Source organism: Pleomorphomonas sp. JP5, assembly GCF_023721815.1.
Taxonomy (GTDB): Bacteria; Pseudomonadota; Alphaproteobacteria; order Rhizobiales; family Pleomorphomonadaceae; genus Pleomorphomonas.
Map to the genome: position 1 here is coordinate 219,390 of NZ_JAMDLI010000008.1, position 20,211 is coordinate 239,600.

The 20,211-nt window shown below is 63.4% G+C and carries 13 protein-coding genes and 1 tRNA gene; 1 reads left to right on the plus strand and 13 read right to left on the minus strand.

All coding sequences use genetic code 11. The features are described 5' to 3' along the window. Nucleotides 1–3: 3 nt before the first annotated feature. The 13 genes from fusA to tuf form a co-directional block, all read right to left on the minus strand. Entirely contained in the window at nt 4–2,079 is a 2,076-nt protein-coding gene (gene fusA / locus M4J40_RS12285) for an elongation factor G (protein ID WP_251754443.1), read from the minus strand. 21 nt (nt 2,080–2,100) lie between these two features. Then, on the minus strand, nt 2,101–2,571 hold the full coding sequence (rpsG, locus tag M4J40_RS12290) for a 30S ribosomal protein S7 (protein WP_251730779.1): 471 nt from the start codon (nt 2,569–2,571) through the stop codon (nt 2,101–2,103). Between the two features lie 68 nt (nt 2,572–2,639). Then, on the minus strand, nt 2,640–3,011 hold the full coding sequence (rpsL, locus tag M4J40_RS12295; protein ID WP_026782429.1) for a 30S ribosomal protein S12: 372 nt from the start codon (nt 3,009–3,011) through the stop codon (nt 2,640–2,642). 645 nt (nt 3,012–3,656) lie between these two features. After that, entirely contained in the window at nt 3,657–7,871 is a 4,215-nt protein-coding gene (gene rpoC / locus M4J40_RS12300; protein WP_251754444.1) for a DNA-directed RNA polymerase subunit beta', read from the minus strand. Between the two features lie 167 nt (nt 7,872–8,038). Then, nucleotides 8,039–12,175, minus strand: coding sequence for a DNA-directed RNA polymerase subunit beta (rpoB, locus tag M4J40_RS12305; protein ID WP_251754445.1), 4,137 nt, complete (start codon nt 12,173–12,175; stop codon nt 8,039–8,041). A 213-nt stretch (nt 12,176–12,388) separates the two neighbouring features. Next, nucleotides 12,389–12,772 (minus strand): 50S ribosomal protein L7/L12, encoded by a 384-nt coding sequence (gene rplL / locus M4J40_RS12310; protein ID WP_251730782.1) that lies wholly within the window; start codon nt 12,770–12,772, stop codon nt 12,389–12,391. Between the two features lie 57 nt (nt 12,773–12,829). After that, nucleotides 12,830–13,348: a 50S ribosomal protein L10 gene (gene rplJ / locus M4J40_RS12315; RefSeq protein WP_251754446.1), complete on the minus strand. Its 519-nt coding sequence runs from the start codon at nt 13,346–13,348 to the stop codon at nt 12,830–12,832. Between the two features lie 413 nt (nt 13,349–13,761). Beyond that, nucleotides 13,762–14,463, minus strand: coding sequence for a 50S ribosomal protein L1 (gene rplA, locus M4J40_RS12320; protein WP_251754447.1), 702 nt, complete (start codon nt 14,461–14,463; stop codon nt 13,762–13,764). Nucleotides 14,464–14,468: 5 nt separating this feature from the next. After that, nucleotides 14,469–14,897 (minus strand): 50S ribosomal protein L11, encoded by a 429-nt coding sequence (gene rplK / locus M4J40_RS12325; protein ID WP_251754448.1) that lies wholly within the window; start codon nt 14,895–14,897, stop codon nt 14,469–14,471. A 168-nt stretch (nt 14,898–15,065) separates the two neighbouring features. Continuing rightward, nucleotides 15,066–15,596 (minus strand): transcription termination/antitermination protein NusG, encoded by a 531-nt coding sequence (gene nusG / locus M4J40_RS12330; RefSeq protein ID WP_100083497.1) that lies wholly within the window; start codon nt 15,594–15,596, stop codon nt 15,066–15,068. Between the two features lie 26 nt (nt 15,597–15,622). Further along, nucleotides 15,623–15,820, minus strand: coding sequence for a preprotein translocase subunit SecE (gene secE / locus M4J40_RS12335; protein ID WP_026789304.1), 198 nt, complete (start codon nt 15,818–15,820; stop codon nt 15,623–15,625). Between the two features lie 101 nt (nt 15,821–15,921). Continuing rightward, nucleotides 15,922–15,997 (minus strand) — tRNA-Trp (locus M4J40_RS12340). Nucleotides 15,998–16,205: 208 nt separating this feature from the next. Next, nucleotides 16,206–17,396: an elongation factor Tu gene (tuf, locus tag M4J40_RS12345; RefSeq protein ID WP_251754442.1), complete on the minus strand. Its 1,191-nt coding sequence runs from the start codon at nt 17,394–17,396 to the stop codon at nt 16,206–16,208. A 492-nt stretch (nt 17,397–17,888) separates the two neighbouring features. On the opposite strand from tuf, the gene M4J40_RS12350 reads away from it, so the two are divergent. After that, nucleotides 17,889–20,081 carry a bifunctional diguanylate cyclase/phosphodiesterase gene (locus M4J40_RS12350; RefSeq protein ID WP_251754449.1) on the plus strand — a complete coding sequence of 731 codons (2,193 nt, stop codon included), beginning with the start codon at nt 17,889–17,891 and terminating at the stop codon, nt 20,079–20,081. Nucleotides 20,082–20,211: the final 130 nt, after the last annotated feature.

A 20,211-nucleotide genomic window follows, 5' to 3' on the forward strand; every position in this document is an offset into this window, starting at 1 on the left:
AAATCAGGCGTACTTGGCCTGGACTTCCTGAGCGACAGCAGCCGGAACCTGCTCGTAGTGGTCGAACTGCATGGTGTAGCTGGCGCGACCCTGGCTCATCGAACGGAGCTGGTTCACGTAGCCGAACATGTTGGCGAGCGGAACGAAGGCCGTGATGACATTGGCGTTGCCGCGCATGTCCTGGCCCTGGATCTGGCCGCGACGGGAGTTGACGTCGCCGATGACGGAACCGACGTACTCTTCCGGCGACACGATCTCGACCTTCATCACCGGCTCGAGCAGAGCGGGCGAGGCCTTCTCGATGGCTTCACGCAGAGCGGCGCGAGAGGCGATTTCGAAGGCGATGGCCGAGGAGTCGACCTCGTGGTAGGCGCCGTCGACCAGCGTGACCTTGACGTCGACCACCGGGAAGCCGGCGAGCGGACCGGAGGTCATCACCGAGTTCAGGCCCTTTTCGACGCCCGGGATGTATTCCTTGGGAACCACACCACCGATGATCTTGTTCTCGAACTGGAAGCCCTTGCCGACTTCGTTCGGCTCGACGACGAACTTCACCTTGGCGAACTGACCGGTACCACCGGTCTGCTTCTTGTGGGTGTAGTCGATCTCGGTCGCCTTGCGGATGGTCTCGCGGTAGGCAACCTGCGGGGCGCCGACGTTCACCTTGATGTTGTGCGGAGCACGACGGAGAATGTCGATCTTGATGTCGAGATGAAGCTCGCCCATGCCCTTGATGATCGTCTGGCCGGACTCCTGGTCGGTGGAGACGCGGAAGGACGGATCTTCCGAGGCCAGCTTTTGCAGGGCCATGGAGAGCTTTTCCTGCTCGCTCTTGGTCGCCGCTTCGACGGCCATCTCGATGACCGGATCGGGGAATTCCATCTTCTCGAGGATGACGGGCTTCAGCGGATCACAGAGCGTGTCGCCGGTGCGGGTGTCCTTGAGACCGACGAAGGCGATGATGTCGCCGGCGCGGGCTTCATCGACGTCCTCGCGGCTGTCGGCGTGCATCTGGACCATGCGGCCGATGCGCTCGCGCTTCTCGCGGGTCGAGTTCAGGACGGTCGAGCCCTTGTTGAGCACGCCCGAGTAGACGCGGGCGAAGGTCAGCACGCCATACGGATCTTCGATGATCTTGAAGGCCAGCATGGAAAGCGGCTCATCGTCGGTGGAATGACGAACGGTCTCTTCCTCGGTCTTCGGATCGATGCCCTTGGTCGGGGGCACGTCGACCGGCGACGGCAGGTAGTCGACCACGGCGTCGAGCAGGGTCTGGACGCCCTTGTTCTTGAAGGCAGAGCCAGCCAGAACCGGGAACCAGGCCGAAACCAGAACCGCCTTGCGGATCAGCTTCTTGAGGGTCGCCTCGTCGGGCTCATTGCCCTCGAGGTAGGCCTCCATGGCAGCGTCGTCCATCTCGACGGCAGCTTCGATCAGCTCGGCGCGCGCTTCGTTGGCGCGCTCGACCATGTCGGCCGGGATGTCTTCGTCGTGGAACTTGGCGCCAAGCTGCTCGTCTTCCCAAACAACCGCCTTCATGCGGATGAGGTCGACGATGCCCTTGAAGTTCGACTCGGCACCGATCGGCAGCTGCAGAGCAATCGGACGCGCACCGAGGCGGGTCTTGATGTCGCTCAGGCACTGGTCGAAGTTCGCGCCGGTCTTGTCCATCTTGTTGCAGAAGACGATCCGGGGAACGTGGTACTTGTCGCCCTGGCGCCAAACCGTCTCGGTCTGAGGCTCGACGCCCTGGTTGGAGTCGAGCACGCAGACGGCACCGTCGAGCACGCGCAGCGAACGCTCGACTTCAATGGTGAAGTCGACGTGGCCTGGGGTGTCGATGATGTTGAGGCGCTTGCCATTCCAGAAGGTGGTGGTGGCCGCCGACGTGATCGTGATGCCACGCTCCTGCTCCTGCTCCATGTAGTCCATGGTGGCAGCGCCGTCGTGCACTTCGCCGATCTTGTGGGACTTGCCCGAGTAATAGAGGACGCGTTCCGTCGTCGTCGTCTTGCCCGCATCAATGTGGGCCATGATGCCGAAGTTGCGGTAGTCCTCGAGCTTATGCGTACGAGCCATGATCGTCTCCGCCTATCCGGCTTACCAGCGATAATGCGAGAAGGCGCGGTTGGCCTCGGCCATCCGGTGCGTGTCTTCGCGCTTCTTGACGGCGGTGCCGCGGTTATTGGCAGCGTCCATCAGCTCGCCCGACAGACGATCGACCATCGTCTTCTCGTTGCGACCGCGAGCGGCCGAGATCAGCCAGCGGATCGCGAGGGCCTGGCGGCGCTCGGTACGAACCTCGACCGGGACCTGGTAGGTGGCGCCACCAACGCGGCGCGACCGAACCTCGATCTGCGGCATCACGTTGTGGAGCGCCTGGTGGAAGGTCTGGACCGGGCTCTGGCGGGTACGGTTCTCGATGCTGTCGAAGGCACCATAGACGATCGCTTCGGCGACCGACTTCTTGCCGTCCTGCATGATCGAGTTCATGAACTTGGAAACGACGATATCACCGAACTTCGGATCGGGATTGATCTCGCGCTTCTCTGCACTGTGACGACGGGACATACTTCGTCTCCGGGGATAGCAAAATAAGACCGACCGGATCCGGCTTCACGCGCAGATCCGGCCAGGGATCACTTCGGACGCTTGGCGCCGTACTTGGAGCGGCGCTGCTTGCGATTCTTGACGCCCTGCGTGTCGAGCACGCCGCGAAGGATGTGATAGCGAACGCCGGGAAGGTCCTTCACACGGCCACCACGGATCATGACGACCGAGTGCTCCTGAAGGTTATGACCCTCACCAGGAATGTAACCGATGACCTCGTAGCCGTTGGTCAGACGAACCTTGGCGACCTTACGGAGAGCCGAGTTCGGCTTCTTCGGGGTCGTCGTATAGACGCGCGTGCAAACGCCACGCTTCTGAGGGCAAGCCTCGAGATGGCGGGCCTTCTCACGGTAAACCGGCGCAACGCGCGGGTTACGGATCAACTGATTGATCGTCGGCATCCTTCACCTTCAATCCAAACGTCCGGCGCTTCATCAAAGACCGGAACTTCACTTCCTTCAGAGCCAACCACCGCCAGAACCGAGGCGACAGGTCAGCTCCCTGACCGAATTCGCAACTCTCCGCACCCCGCCCGCACAAAACGAAGCGCGCCGATAACGTGAAATCTCACGTCCGGCGCGGCGGAAAGCAGAGGAACAATGCCCTAGGGCACCGTTCGTGCGTACAACAGCTTTCACCACCAGTGGAGCGAATTGCGTTTAACGATTTTTGATCAAAGGCTTAAGGACCAGTGATCGATCAAGCGTTACAGACCAACTCTTCAAGTGGCGCGGACACTACTCAAACTATCCCCAACCGTCAAGCCGGCCGCGCAAAAAAGCCGGAAACCTCGGCCTTCCACGGAGTAGCGCGCATATGCGGCGCACGATGCGGAAACTCTACACCAATTCGACGCAACAAATGCAATACCCGGTCATCAATTTGTCGACGGACAAGGGTCGGGCGGCGAATCCTGAGGCGAATCCGATCCGGGAGCGCCCCTCGGGCTGGGACCAAGCGAATCCTGCGAGTCCCCATCCACTACGAACGAAAGCGCGGCGCCCCTTCCGGAGCGCCGCGCCATCAAAGCCATCAGGTTCGATCGATCAGACTTCCGTGCCGATCTTGTCGACCTCGCCAACCTCACCGACGGGCACTTCCATGCCTTCGCCGAGAGCGTCCTTGCGGCGCTCTTCGAGGATCAGCTCGTCGCGGCGCATGGCCACCTGCCGGATGCGGCTCATCAGCGAGCCGGTACCGGCCGGGATCAGACGGCCGACGATGACGTTCTCCTTGAGACCCTCGAGGGTGTCGACCTTGCCATTGACCGCCGCCTCGGTGAGGACGCGGGTGGTCTCCTGGAAGGACGCCGCCGAGATGAAGGAGCGGGTCTGCAGGCTGGCCTTGGTGATGCCGAGCAGGATCGGATGGGCGATCGCCGGGCTCTTGCCCTCCGAGGTCGCCTTCTCGTTGATCTGATCGAACTCCAGCTTGTCCACCTGGTCACCGCCCATAAGGTCGGTGTCGCCGCCGTCGGTGACTTCGACCTTCTGCAGCATCTGGCGAACGATCACCTCGATGTGCTTGTCGTTGATCACCACGCCCTGCAACCGGTAGACTTCCTGGATCTCGTTGACGAGATAGGCGGCCAGCGCCTCCACGCCCTTGATGGCGAGGATGTCGTGCGGCGCCGGATTGCCGTCGACGATGTAATCACCCTTCTCGACCACGTCGCCTTCCTGAAGGTGGAAGTTCTTGGTCTTCGGGATCAGGTACTCGCGCGGCTCGAGGCTTGCGTCGTGCGGCTCGATGAGCACACGGCGCTTGTTCTTGTAGTCGCGGCCGAAGCGGATCGTGCCATCGATCTCGGCGATGATGGCGTGATCCTTCGGACGACGAGCCTCGAACAGCTCGGCGACGCGCGGCAGACCACCGGTGATGTCACGCGTCTTGGCGCTTTCGAGCGGGATACGGGCGAGCACGTCGCCGGCATGCACCTTCGAACCGGGCTCGACCGACAGGATGGCGTCGGGGCTGAGCAGGTAGCGCGCCTCGCCGCCCTTCTGCGGCTTGCCGATCTTGCCGTTGGCGTCCTTGATGACGATGGCCGGCTTGAGGTCCGATGTACGGGCCGAGCCGCGCCAGTCGATGACGACGCGCTTGGTGATGCCGGTGGCCTCGTCGGTCGTCTCGGACACCGACGCGCCTTCCTGCAGATCCTCGTAGCCGACGATACCGTCGACGTCGGTCAGCACCGGGCGGGTGTAGGGGTCCCACTCGGCAAGACGCTGGCCGCGCTTGATCTTGTCGCCATCGTCGACGTGCAGGCGCGAGCCGTAAACCACACGATGGGTCGAACGCTCGTTGCCGGCCTCGTCGACCAGCACCACCGCGAGGTTACGGCCCATCGCGATGAGCTTGCCCTCACTGTCACGCACGACGTTGCGGTTGCGGATCTTGACCGTGCCCTCGATGGTCGACTCGATGAACGAGGAGTCCACCACCTGCGCCGTACCGCCGATGTGGAAGGTGCGCATGGTGAGCTGGGTGCCCGGCTCTCCGATCGACTGGGCCGCGATGACGCCGACGGCCTCACCCATGTTGACGGGCGTGCCGCGCGCGAGGTCGCGACCGTAGCACTTGGCGCAGACGCCGATCTTGGTACCGCAGGTCAGCACCGAGCGGATCTTGACCGACTGGATACCGGCCTTCTCGATACGCTCGACGTCGCGTTCCTCGATCAGCTTGCCCTTCTCGACCACCACTTCGCCGGTCGCGGCGACGGTGACGTCCTCCGCGGCCGTGCGGCCGAGGATGCGGGCGCCGAGCGTGGCCACAACCTGACCGGCGTCGACGATCGCCTGCATGCGAAGACCCTGGTCCTCGTTGCCGCAGTCGGTCTCGGTGATGATGCAGTCCTGCGCCACGTCGACGAGACGACGGGTGAGGTAACCCGAGTTGGCGGTCTTGAGCGCGGTGTCGGCCAGACCCTTGCGGGCGCCGTGAGTGGAGTTGAAGTACTCCATCACGCTCAGGCCTTCCTTGAAGTTCGAGATGATCGGCGTTTCGATGATCTCGCCCGACGGCTTGGCCATCAGGCCGCGCATACCGGCAAGCTGCTTCATCTGGGCCGGCGAACCACGGGCGCCCGAGTGGCTCATCATGTAGATGGAGTTCATCGGCTTGGTACGGCCGGTGTCATCCTTCTGCACGGAGGAGATGCGCTTCATCATCTCCTCGGCCACCTTGTCGGTGCACTTGGCCCAGGCGTCGACCACCTTGTTGTACTTCTCGCCCTGCGTGATCAGACCGTCGGAGTACTGCTGCTCGTAGTCGTTGACCAGCGCCAGCGTCTCGCCGACGAGGTTCGCCTTGGTCTCCGGGATGACCATGTCGTCCTTGCCGAAGGAAATACCGGCGTTGCAGGCTTCCTTGAAGCCGAGAGCCATGATCTTGTCGCAGAAGATCACCGACTCCTTCTGACCGCAGTGGCGGTAGACGGCGTCGATCATGCCCGAGATCTTCTTCTTGGTCATGAGCTCGTTGCAGAGATCATACGGCACGGCGTGATGCTTGGGCAGCAGCTGACCGATCATCATGCGGCCCGGCGTGGTCTCATAAATCTTGGAGACCGGGTTACCGTCCTTGTCGACGGTCTTGAAGCGGCCACGCACCTTGGAGTGCAGCGTCACTGCCTCCGTGTCGAGCGCATGCTGCAGCTCGCCGAAGTCGGCGAAGGCCATGCCCTCGCCCGGCTCGCCGTCGTTCATGATCGACAGGTAGTAGAGGCCGAGAACGATGTCCTGCGAGGGAACGATGATCGGGGCGCCGTTGGCCGGGTGCAGGATGTTGTTGGTCGACATCATCAGCACGCGGGCTTCGAGCTGAGCCTCGAGGCTGAGCGGCACGTGGACGGCCATCTGGTCGCCGTCGAAGTCGGCGTTGAAGGCCGAGCAGACGAGCGGGTGCAGCTGGATCGCCTTGCCCTCGATCAGGATCGGCTCGAAGGCCTGGATGCCGAGGCGGTGCAGCGTCGGGGCGCGGTTCAGCATGACCGGATGCTCGCGGATGACCTCGTCGAGGATATCCCAGACTTCCGGACGCTCCTTCTCCACCAGCTTCTTGGCCTGCTTCACCGTCGAGGAGAAGCCCTTGGCGTCGAGGCGCGAGTAGATGAACGGCTTGAACAGCTCCAGCGCCATCTTCTTCGGAAGGCCGCACTGATGCAGCTTCATTTCCGGACCGACCACGATGACCGAACGGCCGGAGTAGTCGACGCGCTTGCCCAGGAGGTTCTGGCGGAAGCGGCCCTGCTTGCCCTTCAGCATGTCGGAGAGCGACTTCAGCGGACGCTTGTTGGCGCCGGTGATGACGCGGCCGCGACGACCGTTGTCGAACAGGGCGTCAACCGACTCCTGAAGCATACGCTTCTCGTTGCGGATGATGATGTCCGGCGCGCGCAGCTCGATGAGGCGCTTCAGGCGGTTGTTGCGGTTGATGACGCGACGATAGAGGTCGTTGAGGTCGGACGTCGCGAAGCGGCCGCCGTCCAGCGGCACCAGCGGACGCAGATCCGGCGGAATGACCGGGATGACGCTCATCACCATCCACTCGGGCTTGTTGCCCGACTGGATAAAGGCCTCGATGATGTTGACGCGCTTGGCGAGCTTCTTGGGCTTCAGCTCGGAGGTCGACTCGGCGATCTCCTGGCGCAGCTTCTCGGCCAGCTTGGGCAGGTCGAGCGACTGCAGCAGCTCGCGGATGGCCTCGGCGCCGATCAGCGCGGTGAAGGTGTCCTCGCCATACTCCTCCTGGGCGCGCATGTAGTCCTCTTCCGAGAGGAGCTGATGCTGCTTGAGAGGCGTGAGGCCCGGCTCGGTGACGACGTAGTTTTCGAAGTAGAGGATGCGCTCGAGGTCCTTGAGCGGCATGTCGAGCAGAAGGCCGATCCGGCTCGGCAGCGACTTCAGGAACCAGATGTGGGCGACGGGAGCGGCGAGCTCGATATGGCCCATGCGCTCGCGGCGGACGCGCGACAGCGTGACTTCGACGCCGCACTTCTCGCAGATGACGCCCTTGTACTTCATGCGCTTGTACTTGCCGCACAAGCACTCGTAGTCCTTGATCGGCCCGAAGATGCGGGCGCAGAACAGGCCATCACGCTCGGGCTTGAAAGTCCGGTAGTTGATGGTCTCGGGCTTCTTGATCTCGCCATAGGACCAGGAAAGGATCTTCTCGGGGGAAGCGAGGGAGATCTTGATCTGGTCGAAGACCTGCACGGGAGCCTGTGCGTTGAAAAGGTTCATGACCTCTTGGTTCATCGGCTCGTTCTCCTGTGATGCAGCCCGACCGCCGTCTGTCCGCCTCGCCGGCGGGGGCCACATGAAAAATCTCAGAGGCGCTTCTGGCGCCGGTTGCCGGATACGCCGAACTGCCGGCGCGCTCCGCGCCGACAGCTCAAGGCATTTCCTTCGTTAAGCGCGCCGGATCACTCCGCCGCGTCCTGGGGCCGCTCGTCCGCGATCACGGCGTGCTCCTTGGAGTTGACCAGCTCGACGTTGAGGCCGAGCGAGCGCATCTCCTTCACCAACACGTTGAAGCTCTCGGGGATGCCGGACTCGAAGGCTTCGTCGCCACGGACGATCGCCTCGTAGACCTTGGTACGGCCGGCCACGTCGTCCGACTTGACCGTCAGCATCTCCTGCAGCGTGTAGGCCGCGCCGTAGGCTTCGAGCGCCCACACTTCCATTTCACCGAAGCGCTGGCCGCCGAACTGCGCCTTACCGCCCAGCGGCTGCTGGGTGACGAGGCTGTAGGGGCCGATCGAACGGGCGTGGATCTTGTCGTCCACGAGGTGATGGAGCTTCAGCATGTAGATGTAGCCGACGGTGACCTTGCGGTCGAAGGGTTCGCCGGTACGGCCATCGTAGAGCACCGACTGGCCGGATGTATTGACACCCGCCTTGGCCAGAAGCTCGTTGATGTCCGGCTCGCGAGCGCCATCGAACACCGGTGTGGCGATCGAGATGCCCTTCTTCACCTGGTTGGCGAGCAGCAGGACCTCGTCATCGGTGTACTTGCCGATGTCTTCGGTCTTGGGCGACCCCTTGTAGGTGTCGACCACCAACTCTCGCAGCGGCTCGATCTCGTTGCTGTGCCGATAGGCCTCCAGCATCTCGCCGATCTTGCGGCCCATGCCGGCGCAAGCCCAGCCGAGATGGGTCTCGAGGATCTGACCGACGTTCATACGCGAGGGCACGCCGAGCGGGTTCAGCACGATGTCGACATGGGTACCGTCCTCGAGGAACGGCATGTCTTCCACCGGCACGATGCGCGAGACGACACCCTTGTTGCCGTGACGGCCGGCCATCTTGTCGCCCGGCTGGATCTTGCGCTTCACGGCGACGAAGATCTTGACCATCTTCATGACGCCCGGAGGCAGCTCGTCACCGCGCTGCAGCTTCTCCACCTTGTCGATGAAGCGCTGCTCAAGCCGCTTGCGGCTCTCGTCATACTGCTTGCGCAGGGCCTCGATCTCGCCCATGGCCTGCTCGCTCTCGAGAGCGAACTGCCACCACTGCGAACGCGGGAACTCCTCGAGCTTCTCCTGGTCGAGAACGGTGTCCTTCTTGAAGCCCTTCGGGCCACCGACGCCGGTCTTGCCGATCAGCATGTCCATCAGGCGGCCGTAGACGTTACGGTCGAGGATGGCCTGCTCGTCGTCGCGGTCCTTGGCGAGACGCTCGATCTCCTCGCGCTCGATCGCCATGGCGCGCTCGTCCTTCTCGACACCGTGGCGGTTGAAGACGCGCACTTCGACGATGGTGCCGGTCACGCCCGGCGGCACGCGCAGGGAGGTGTCGCGAACGTCCGAGGCCTTCTCGCCGAAGATGGCGCGCAGAAGCTTCTCTTCCGGCGTCATCGGGCTTTCGCCCTTCGGCGTGATCTTGCCGACGAGGATGTCACCGGCCTGCACTTCGGCGCCGATGTAGACGATGCCCGCTTCGTCGAGGTTCTTCAGAGCCTCTTCCGACACGTTCGGGATGTCGCGGGTGATTTCTTCCGGACCCAGCTTGGTGTCGCGGGCCATCACCTCGAACTCCTCGATGTGGATCGAGGTGAACACGTCCTCGGCCACGATCTTCTCGGAGAGAAGGATCGAGTCCTCGTAGTTGTAGCCATTCCACGGCATGAACGCGACCAGCACGTTCCGGCCGAGAGCCAGATCGCCGAGATCGGTCGACGGACCGTCGGCGATGATGTCGCCCTTGGCCACCACGTCGCCGACGCGCACCAGCGGACGCTGGTTGATGCAGGTCGACTGGTTGGAGCGCTGGAACTTCATCAGGCGGTAGATGTCGACGCCGGACTTCGACGCCTCGAGGTCCTCGGTGGCGCGGATGACGATACGGGTGGCATCCACCTGGTCGATGACGCCGCCGCGCTTGGCGGCAATGGCGGCGCCGGAGTCACGAGCCACGACCGGCTCCATGCCGGTGCCGACGAACGGCGCCTCGGCGCGGACCAGCGGCACGGCCTGACGCTGCATGTTCGAGCCCATCAGGGCGCGGTTGGCGTCGTCGTTCTCGAGGAACGGGATCAGCGCCGCGGCGACGGACACGACCTGCTTGGGCGACACGTCCATCAGGTCGACGCGTTCCTTGGCGACGGCGGCCGTCTCACCGGCATGGCGAGAGATGACCATGTCGTTGACGAAGTGGCCTTCCTCATCGAGGATGGCGTTCGCCTGGGCGACCGTGTACTTGCTCTCTTCCATCGCCGAGAGATAGACGACCTTGTCGGTCACCTTGCCATCCTCGACAATGCGGTACGGGCTCTCGATGAAGCCGTACTTGTTGACGCGGGCGAAGGTGGCGAGCGAGTTGATCAGACCGATGTTCGGGCCTTCCGGCGTCTCGATCGGGCAGATGCGGCCGTAGTGGGTCGTGTGAACGTCACGGACTTCGAAGCCGGCGCGCTCGCGGGTCAGGCCGCCCGGACCAAGGGCCGACAGGCGGCGCTTGTGGGTGATCTCCGAAAGCGGGTTGGTCTGGTCCATGAACTGGCTGAGCTGCGAGGAACCGAAGAACTCGCGCACGGCGGCGGCGGCCGGCTTGGCGTTGATCAGGTCCTGCGGCATGACCGTGTCGATGTCGACCGAGCTCATGCGCTCCTTGATGGCGCGCTCCATGCGCAGCAGACCGACGCGGTACTGGTTCTCCATCAGCTCGCCGACGGAGCGAACGCGACGGTTGCCGAGGTTGTCGATGTCGTCGATCTCGCCCTTGCCGTCGCGCAGCTCCACCAGCGTCTTGATGACGGCGAGGATGTCTTCCTTGCGGAGGACGCGGACGGTGTCCGGGCACTCGAGGTCGAGGCGCATGTTCATCTTGACGCGGCCGACGGCGCTGAGGTCGTAGCGCTCGGCGTCGAAGAACAGCGACTTGAACATCGCTTCGGCGGTGTCGATGGTCGGCGGCTCGCCCGGACGCATGACGCGATAGATGTCGAACAGCGCGCCCTCGCGGGACTCGTTCTTGTCGACGGCCAGCGTGTTGCGGATGTAGGCGCCGGTGTTGACGTGGTCGATGTCGAGCAGCGGCAGCTCGTCGATGCCGAGATCGGCGAGCGTGGCCAGCATCTTGGCGGTGATCTCGTCACCGGCCTCGACGTAGATCTCGCCCGTCTGCATGTTGACGACGTCTTCGGCGATGTAGAGGCCCTCGAGCTCCTCATCGGTCACCTTCAGGGCCTTGAGGCCTTTCTCGGCGAGCTGACGGGCGGCACGAGCGGTCAGCTTGCGACCGGCGCCCACCACGACTTCGCCGGTGTCGGCGTCGATGAGGTCGGCGACAGCCTTCATGCCCTTCATGCGATTGGCATCGTAAGGCATGCGCCAGCCGTCCTTGGCGCGCTCGTAGATGATCTTGTTGTAGAAGGTGTCGAGGATTTCCTCGCCGTCGAGACCGAGGGCGAACATCAGGCTCGTCACCGGGATCTTGCGGCGACGGTCGATGCGCGCATAGACGATGTCCTTGGCGTCGAACTCGATGTCCAGCCAGGACCCGCGATACGGGATGATGCGCGCGGCGAACAGAAGCTTGCCCGACGAGTGGCTCTTGCCCTTGTCGTGGTCGAAGAACACGCCCGGCGAACGGTGCATCTGCGAAACGATGACGCGCTCGGTGCCATTGACGATGAAGGTGCCGTTGTCGGTCATGAGCGGCATGTCGCCCATGTAGACGTCCTGCTCCTTGATGTCCTTGACCGACTTGGCGCCAGTATCCTCGTCGACGTCGAACACGATGAGACGCAGCGTCACCTTGAGCGGCGCCGCGAAGGTCATGCCGCGCTGGCGGCACTCATCGACGTCGTACTTCGGCGCCTCGAACTCGTAGCGAACGAACTCGAGAAAGGCCGTGCCGGCGAAGTCGGAAATCGGGAACACAGACTTGAAAACGGCCTGGAGGCCCTCCTCGGGACGTCCGCCCTTGGGCTCCTCCACCATGAGGAACTGGTCATAGGACGCCTTCTGGACCTCGATCAGGTTCGGCATCTCGGCAACTTCCCGGATGTCTCCGAAAAACTTGCGGACACGCCTGCGGCCGTTGAACGTTTGCGCCATTGCTTCCCTCGTACACCGTGATCGGCAGACCGGAACCCTTTGATACGCAACGCTCTCACGCCGCCGAAGGGCTCGGGACAAACCGACCGTCGACCGACAGGCCAAGTCTTTAGCCAATTCGATCCGATTCGGGCCAAAAAAAGGCCATCTCAAAAACAACCGTTGGGCGGCCCGATTTTGTCGAGCCGCCCACCGTCATAAATGCTAGGTCGATTACTTGACGTCGACCTTGGCGCCAGCTTCTTCAAGCTGCTTCTTGATCTTGGCGGCCTCGTCCTTGGCAACGGCTTCCTTGACCGGCTTCGGAGCGCCTTCGACCAGGTCCTTGGCTTCCTTGAGGCCGAGACCCGTGATGGCACGGACTTCCTTGATCACGTTGATCTTCTTGTCACCGGCGTCGACGAGGATGACGTCGAACTCGGTCTTCTCTTCCTCAGCGGCGGCCGGAGCGGCACCACCGGCGGCGCCAACGGCGGCGACGGCGACCGGAGCAGCGGCGGACACGCCCCACTTCTCTTCGAGGAGCTTGGACAGCTCGGCGGCTTCCAGGACGGTCAGGGCCGACAGTTCATCGACCAGCTTGGCAAGATCAGCCATTTCACTTCTTCCTTCAGTAACGGTTCGAACCAGATTTTTGTTTCAGGTCGAACGGCCTCACGCCGCTTCGTCCTTCTTGGCATAAGCCCCGAACACGCGGGCCAGCTGGCCCGCGGGTGCCTGCAGAACGCCTGCGACGCGTGTCGCCGGGGTATTGATCATACCCAGCAGCTTGGCGCGCAGTTCGTCCAGCGACGGCAGGCTCGCGAGAGCCTTGACGCCGTTGGCATCGAGGTTGGTCTTGCCGAGGGCACCACCGAGAACAACGAGCTTGTCGTTGGTCTTGGAGTACTCGACAGTGACCTTGGACGCCGCAACCGGATCCGCCGAATAGGCGATGACGGTCGGACCTGTGAACAGGTCAGCAATGTGCTCGGCATCGGTGCCTTGAAGAGCAAGCTTGGCGAGGCGGTTCTTGGCGACCTTGACCTTGCCGCCGGCATCCCTCATGCGGGCGCGATACGCCTGCAGGTCAGCGACGGTAAGGCCTTGGTAGTGGGACACGACGATGACGCCCGCGCCCTTGAACGAGGCGTTGAGTGCGTCGATCAGTTCCCGCTTTTCCGCTCTATCCACGGCCTGTCTCCAGATAAACGACAAGGTTTTCACCCCGTCGTCAGGTTGCTGTTGCCACGCCTTCGCCCGATGGCTTGGCGCGACGCTCGCGGCCTGTCCGCCAACCCGTTCCGGAAAACCGGCGTAGCTGGAGGGAAGAGTTCGAACCGGTACTCGTCATGGGAAGAACGGCGAACCGCCCTTCGGATGATACGGATCTCACTCCCGTCTCATGCAGGCCCCGACGTCACCCCGAAGGGATCGGTCCGGTAGGCTTAGGTCACGGCACAGGCCGGACACCCGCAATCTCGGACAGGGTCGGCGCCTCCTTGAGGACGGATCCTCGGGGAAGCCACCGATCCCGCCGGCCGTAGCCGACGGGAAACTCTTGGCGCCCTCTCGGGAGCCGCCGGCCCGAAGGCCGGAACTCATCGTCAGGAAGCCGCGCCCAGGGAGCCGACTTCCACCTTCACGCCCGGTCCCATGGTCGAGGAGACCGACACGCGCTGCAGATAGGTACCCTTGGCACCCGTCGGCTTGGCCTTCTGGACGGCATCGACGAGCGCACGGACGTTGTCCAGCAGCGCCTCGGCAGAGAACGAAGCCTTGCCGACGCCGGCGTGGACGATACCAGCCTTCTCGACGCGGAACTCGACAGCACCACCCTTGGAGGCCTTGACGGCAGCGGCGACGTCCTGCGTCACCGTACCAACCTTCGGGTTCGGCATCAGGCCGCGCGGGCCGAGAACCTTGCCGAGACGGCCGACGAGCGGCATCATGTCCGGCGTGGCGATGCAGCGATCGAAGTTGATCTCGCCCTTCTGGATCGCCTCGACCAGCTCCTCGGCGCCGACGATGTCGGCTCCGGCGGCGGTCGCCTCATCGGCCTTCAGGCCACGGGCGAACACGGCGACGCGGACGGTCTTGCCAGTGCCGTGCGGCAGCTGGACGACGCCACGGACCATCTGGTCGGCATGACGAGGATCGACGCCGAGATTGATGGCAACTTCGACGGTCTCGTCGAACTTGGCCGTGGCGCGCTCCTTGATCAGGCCGAGGGCCTCGGTGAGCGGATAGAACTTCTTGCGATCGATGCCTTCGCGGCTCGCGACGACGCGCTTGGGAAGCTTGGCCATATCGGTCACTCCGCGATCTTGAGGCCCATGGAGCGGGCAGAGCCCTCGACCATGAGCATGGCGGCGTCGATGGAGGTGGCGTTCATGTCGACGAGCTTCTTCTCGGCGATTTCACGCACCTGCGCCTTGGTGACGGAGCCGGCGACGGCGGCGCCCGGCGTCTTCGAGCCCTTGTCGAGACCGGCGGCCTTCTTGAGGAAGTAGGTCATCGGCGGCGTGCGGAGCTTGAAGGTGAACGAGCGGTCCGCATAGATGGTGAAGAGCACCGGGATCGGCATGCCCTTTTCCATACCCTGCGTCTGCGCGTTGAACGCCTTGCAGAATTCCATGATGTTCAGGCCGCGCTGACCGAGCGCGGGGCCGATCGGCGGCGACGGGGTCGCCGAACCGGCCGGTACCTGAAGCTTCAGGTAGCCAGTGATTTTCTTCGCCATTTTCTTCTCCTCGTCGGCGTGGCCGGATGAGCCGGTTCGCCTTCAGGTTCGTGGTCGGAGGACCGTGTCCCGGCGGCGATGGCCGGGGCCCCTCTCCCACGGGGTGGGTGCCGACCGGAAAACCGGACGGCGAACGCGACACCGGCGAGCCGGCATCGCAAACGTGCGTCAGACCTTTTCGACCTGACCGTATTCGAGTTCGACCGGCGTGGCTCTACCGAAGATCGACACCGCCACCTTGAGGCGGCTGCGCTCCTCGTCCACTTCCTCGACAAGGCCGGAGAAGGACGCGAACGGGCCGTCGGAAACCTTGACCTGCTCGCCGATCTCGAAGCTGACGGAGGGCTTGGGCCGCTCGACGCCAACCTCGACCTGATTCATGATGCGCTCGGCCTCACGGTCGGGAATGGGAACCGGCTTGTTGTCGGACCCAAGGAACCCGGTAACCTTCGGCGTGTTCTTGATGAGGTGGTAAGCCTCGTCGGTCATGTCCATGCGCACAAGGACATAACCCGGGAAGAACTTGCGCTCGGCCGCCACCTTGCGACCGCGACGCACCTCGGTGATGCTCTCGGTCGGCACCAGAACCTGCTCGAAGAGATGCGCGAGACCACGCTGCTGCGCCTGCTCCTTGATGGAGTCAGCCACCTTCTTCTCGAAATTCGAGTAGGCGTGGACGATGTACCAGCGTTTTGCCATGTCGATGCTCCCTCGGCGGTCGTTCGTCAGCCGCTGAGGCCGAGCAGCAACCCGACACCCCAGTTCATGATCATGTCGGCGACCAGGAAGAAGATCGCCGCGAGGATGGCCATGATGAACACCATGGTCGTCGTGATCGCAGTCTCGCGCCGGGTCGGCCACGTGACCTTGCCGGCCTCGGTCCGAACCTGCTGCAGAAACTCAAGGGGGCTAGTCTTGGCCATACATCCACTCATGACGGTCGGGCGCGCGGAACGGCAGTTCCGCGCGCCACGAGATAGGAACCGTTATCTATAGCGTTCGACAGGTCCACGCAAGAGGGAAATGGCAGGGGCAGCAGGGCTCGAACCCGCGACCTGCGGTTTTGGAGACCGCCGCTCTACCAACTGAGCTATACCCCTAGACTTCCGCTCGCGGACGTCAGTCCGATCGCTTATAGCCGAACCGGCTTCCGGATCAAGCACCAAAAACGCGGTGCGCCCTTCTTACCGATTCCTGCCGGCGGGGCAACCCCCGCGCGGCAATTTCTTTGTCTCCCGAACGACTTGGCTGTGGATCAGCCCGGAAATCCGGGAGATTCCGGCGACCGAAGCCGCCGGATAGGTATCATCACTCGACGATGGCGGCGACGACGCCGGCGCCAACGGTACGACCGCCTTCACGGATGGCGAAGCGGAGCTTCTCTTCCATGGCGATCGGAACGATCAGCTGGACGTTCATCGTCACGTTGTCGCCCGGCATCACCATCTCGACGCCTTCGTTCAGCGTCACCACGCCGGTCACGTCCGTCGTGCGGAAGTAGAACTGCGGGCGATAGTTGGTGAAGAACGGCGTGTGACGGCCACCCTCTTCCTTGGTCAGGATGTAGGCTTCGGCCTTGAACTTCGTGTGCGGGTTCACAGAAGCCGGCTTGCACAGCACCTGGCCGCGCTCGACGTCTTCACGCTTGGTGCCGCGCAGCAGAGCGCCGATGTTGTCGCCAGCCTGGCCCTGATCGAGCAGCTTGCGGAACATTTCGACGCCGGTCACCGTCGTCTTAGTCGTCGGACGAATGCCGACGATCTCGACTTCCTCGCCGACCTTGACGATGCCGCGCTCGACACGGCCGGTCACAACCGTGCCACGACCCGAGATCGAGAACACGTCTTCGATCGGCATCAGGAACGGCTGGTCAACCGGACGCTCCGGCTGCGGGATGTAGGCGTCGACTTCGCGCATCAACTCGAGGATAGCGTCGTGGCCGAGCTTCGGGTCGCCGTTCTCCAGAGCAACCAGGGCGGAACCCTTGACGATCGGGATATCGTCGCCGGGGAACTCGTAGGACGACAGAAGCTCGCGAACTTCCATCTCGACCAGCTCGAGCAGCTCGGGGTCGTCGACCATGTCGCACTTGTTCAGGAACACGACGATGGCGGGAACGCCAACCTGACGGGCGAGCAGGATGTGCTCGCGGGTCTGCGGCATCGGGCCGTCGGCGGCCGAAACCACCAGGATCGCGCCGTCCATCTGCGCGGCGCCGGTGATCATGTTCTTCACGTAGTCGGCGTGGCCTGGGCAGTCGACGTGAGCGTAGTGACGGTTCTCCGTCTCGTACTCGACGTGCGCCGTGTTGATCGTGATGCCACGGGCCTTCTCTTCCGGAGCGGCGTCGATCTGGTCATAGGCCTTGAACGTCGCGCCACCGGTCTCCGCGAGCACCTTGGTGATCGCAGCGGTCAGCGACGTCTTGCCATGGTCAACGTGACCGATCGTGCCGATGTTGCAGTGCGGCTTCGTCCGCGAAAACTTTTCCTTGGCCATCGCTTCGTCTCTCTCGAAAGGTTTGTGGGGCCTTTTCGTGCGCTGCCCCCGAACCGGGGCGGCCGGTCGGCGGGTCGAATAGTGCCTTTTAACGCAAGGTTCAAGCCCTGATTGACGCCGCTCTCCCCGCAAAGAGCAATCGGCGCCAAGGCTGAGCCATATGGACCGCTTTCCCTGAAATTTCAAGCTCACCACAGGGCTAAGGTTGCCGTCAATATGCGTCCGCGGTTCGCGCCCCGATACGGCGACCAAGACCGACATCGTAACGGTGCGCCGACGCTCGACAATCGGAACGACAACCGGCGGCCCACCGGCCGGCGATCGCGTGGTCGACGCGAGCCCCGGACCGGCCAAAGCCGGAGCGGCACTAACACGTTCATCATTCCCAAGGAGAAATAACCCGTTATTAATGGTGGCGGCGCTTAGCTGAGCGAGAGGAGAGCTGGCGTGAAGTGCAGAACACGCGCGCCAGATGGAATTTCGGAAACGTCGATGAATCAACAGTTCTCCCTGTTCCTCTCCCGCGTCGTCGCCTCGCTGCTGGCAATGGTTCTTGCCCTCTCCGCGATGGGATTTTTTCTCGTCTGGGTTGCTCGATCGATCGACAGCGAAGACATCCGGAGGCAGGCCGAGCTCGCCGGTTACGCCATCGGAGAAGTTCGCGCCAACATCTCGCACAACCAGGAGAGTTCGACTTTCTGGGACGAGGCGGTCAAGAACACCGCCGGAGGTGGCAACGCCGAGTGGATCGACGGCAATCTTGGCACATGGATGCACACGTTCTTCGGCATCGACGAAGCCTATGTCCTCGATGAACAGAACCGGCCGATCTATGCCTTCGCGGACGAGCGGCCGAAGGCGGCCGCATTCTTCGAGTCGCGCCGCGACGTGCTGGCGCCTTTCCTGCAAGCGTTGCGAGCCAAGATCGCTGCCGGCGAACCCCCGGCCGAGGGAAGCCAGGAACTGTCCGTCGGCGTGGCCGACTATGTCTACATTGCCGGCCGTCCGGCGATCGTCAGCGCCAAGCCGATCGTTTCCGACTCCGGCGAGCTGGAGCAGCCCCTCTCGACCATTCGGATTCACGTCGTCGTCCTGTATCTGGACGGCGCCATTATCGACAGGGTCGGGCAGTCGCACGTCCTGGAGGATTTGAAGTTCGTCGCCTCTGGACAGGGCGACCCCAGGCGTAGCTCGATATCCCTGTCCAGCAGCATCGGGAGCGCCGTCCTCTCGTTCCAGTGGGTGCCCTTCCGTCCGGGCCAGCGTCTCCTCGCGTCGCTCTCGCCAGTTCTGGCCCTGGTCGGGTCGGTGTTGCTGATCGGCACGCTGGTCATCTCGTCGGCGTCCTACCGGCGCAAGCTGGACAGGATCAGGAACGAAGAACACATCCGCTACCTTGCCACCCACGACCCTCTCACCGGCCTTCTCAACCGCTCGGCCTACGAACGGGCAGCAGACGAACTGATCGAGCAGTTTTCCACCCGCCAGCAGTCCGATCCCCTCGCCTTCCTGTTCATGGATCTCGACCGGTTCAAGCAGGTCAACGACATCCTGGGCCATCAGGTGGGCGATGCCGTACTGGTCGAGTTCGCGAGGCGCACGTGCGAGATCCTGCCGGCCAATGCGCCCGTCTACCGCGTCGGCGGAGACGAGTTCGCCGCCCTGATCCCCAACAGGACCCGGCGAGAAATCGAGCAGCTTTGCAGCCAGCTCATCGATAGCCTGGTCGAGCCGATGGAGTTTGACGGGCGGCGCGCGTTCGTCGGCGTCTCCATCGGCGTTTCGATGGCCCCCTACGACGGATCCGACCGGGCCGAGTTGAACCGCAAGGCCGACGTCGCCCTCTATCATGCCAAGACGGCCGGGCGGCGCCGTTTCTCGATCTTCGGCACGCAGATGGACGACGCCATACAGAACCGGGCGGCCATGGAGGCGGAGCTTCGCGAGGCGCTTCGGACGAAGAAGGGGTTTTCCGTCGTCTACCAGCCCAAATACGCCGGCCACGGCAGCCACATGCTTGGCGTGGAAGCGCTCGTTCGCTGGGAGCAACCCGGACGCGGGATGATTTCGCCCGCGCTGTTCATTCCGATCGCCGAGGAAGCGGGCCTCATCGCAGATCTGGGCCTGTGGGTGCTGGAAGCTGCCTGCCGGGACGCCGTCGCCTGGCCCGTCGAGCACCTGGCCGTCAACGTGTCGCCCGTCCAGCTGCGCACCGCCGGCTTTGCCGAGACCGTACTGGACACGTTGGAGAAGATCGGCTTCCCGGCCAGCCGGCTCGAGCTGGAGATCACGGAGACGGACTTTGCAGATGCCGAGGAAGCCGGCATGCAGACCATCAAGACCTTGAACGCGGCCGGCATCTCGATCGCCATCGACGATTTCGGAACGGGGTCGTCGACCTTCGAGCGGCTGAGGAACATCGACTGCGACCGCATCAAGATCGATCGAAGCTTCGTGAAGAGCATCACGGAGTCCGAGGGCGACTCTGAAATCGTGCGGGCGATGATCGCCATGGCGCATGCCAAGGGCCTCAAGACGACGGCGGAAGGCGTGGAAACCGCCGAACAGAGGGATATTCTGCGCTCTTTCGGCTGCGACGAGCTGCAAGGCTATCTCCTCGGCAAGCCGATGCCGCCACAGGACCTCACGCAGATCCTGAACGAGACCGAGACTCTCGCGAGGTAGGAAGCCGTCCGCCGGCCACGCCCCCCCCCCTTTCAAGCCCCCTTCCCCACCGAACCGGCGTGCGCCGTTGGCCGCCCGATGCCCCCGACGCTCACCGAACGCTCCGCCGAACGTGATCGCACGAGCCATT

Bases quoted from the DNA above. Each gene is read 5' to 3' on its own strand.
- fusA (WP_251754443.1), bottom strand. From the start codon at position 2,079: ATGGCTCGTACGCATAAGCTCGAGGACTACCGCAACTTCGGCATCATG.
- rpsG (WP_251730779.1), bottom strand. From the start codon at position 2,571: ATGTCCCGTCGTCACAGTGCAGAGAAGCGCGAGATCAATCCCGATCCG.
- rpsL (WP_026782429.1), bottom strand. From the start codon at position 3,011: ATGCCGACGATCAATCAGTTGATCCGTAACCCGCGCGTTGCGCCGGTT.
- rpoC (WP_251754444.1), bottom strand. From the start codon at position 7,871: ATGAACCAAGAGGTCATGAACCTTTTCAACGCACAGGCTCCCGTGCAG.
- rpoB (WP_251754445.1), bottom strand. From the start codon at position 12,175: ATGGCGCAAACGTTCAACGGCCGCAGGCGTGTCCGCAAGTTTTTCGGA.
- rplL (WP_251730782.1), bottom strand. From the start codon at position 12,772: ATGGCTGATCTTGCCAAGCTGGTCGATGAACTGTCGGCCCTGACCGTC.
- rplA (WP_251754447.1), bottom strand. From the start codon at position 14,463: ATGGCCAAGCTTCCCAAGCGCGTCGTCGCGAGCCGCGAAGGCATCGAT.
- rplK (WP_251754448.1), bottom strand. From the start codon at position 14,897: ATGGCGAAGAAAATCACTGGCTACCTGAAGCTTCAGGTACCGGCCGGT.
- nusG (WP_100083497.1), bottom strand. From the start codon at position 15,596: ATGGCAAAACGCTGGTACATCGTCCACGCCTACTCGAATTTCGAGAAG.
- secE (WP_026789304.1), bottom strand. From the start codon at position 15,820: ATGGCCAAGACTAGCCCCCTTGAGTTTCTGCAGCAGGTTCGGACCGAG.
- tuf (WP_251754442.1), bottom strand. From the start codon at position 17,396: ATGGCCAAGGAAAAGTTTTCGCGGACGAAGCCGCACTGCAACATCGGC.
- M4J40_RS12350 (WP_251754449.1), top strand. From the start codon at position 17,889: ATGAATCAACAGTTCTCCCTGTTCCTCTCCCGCGTCGTCGCCTCGCTG.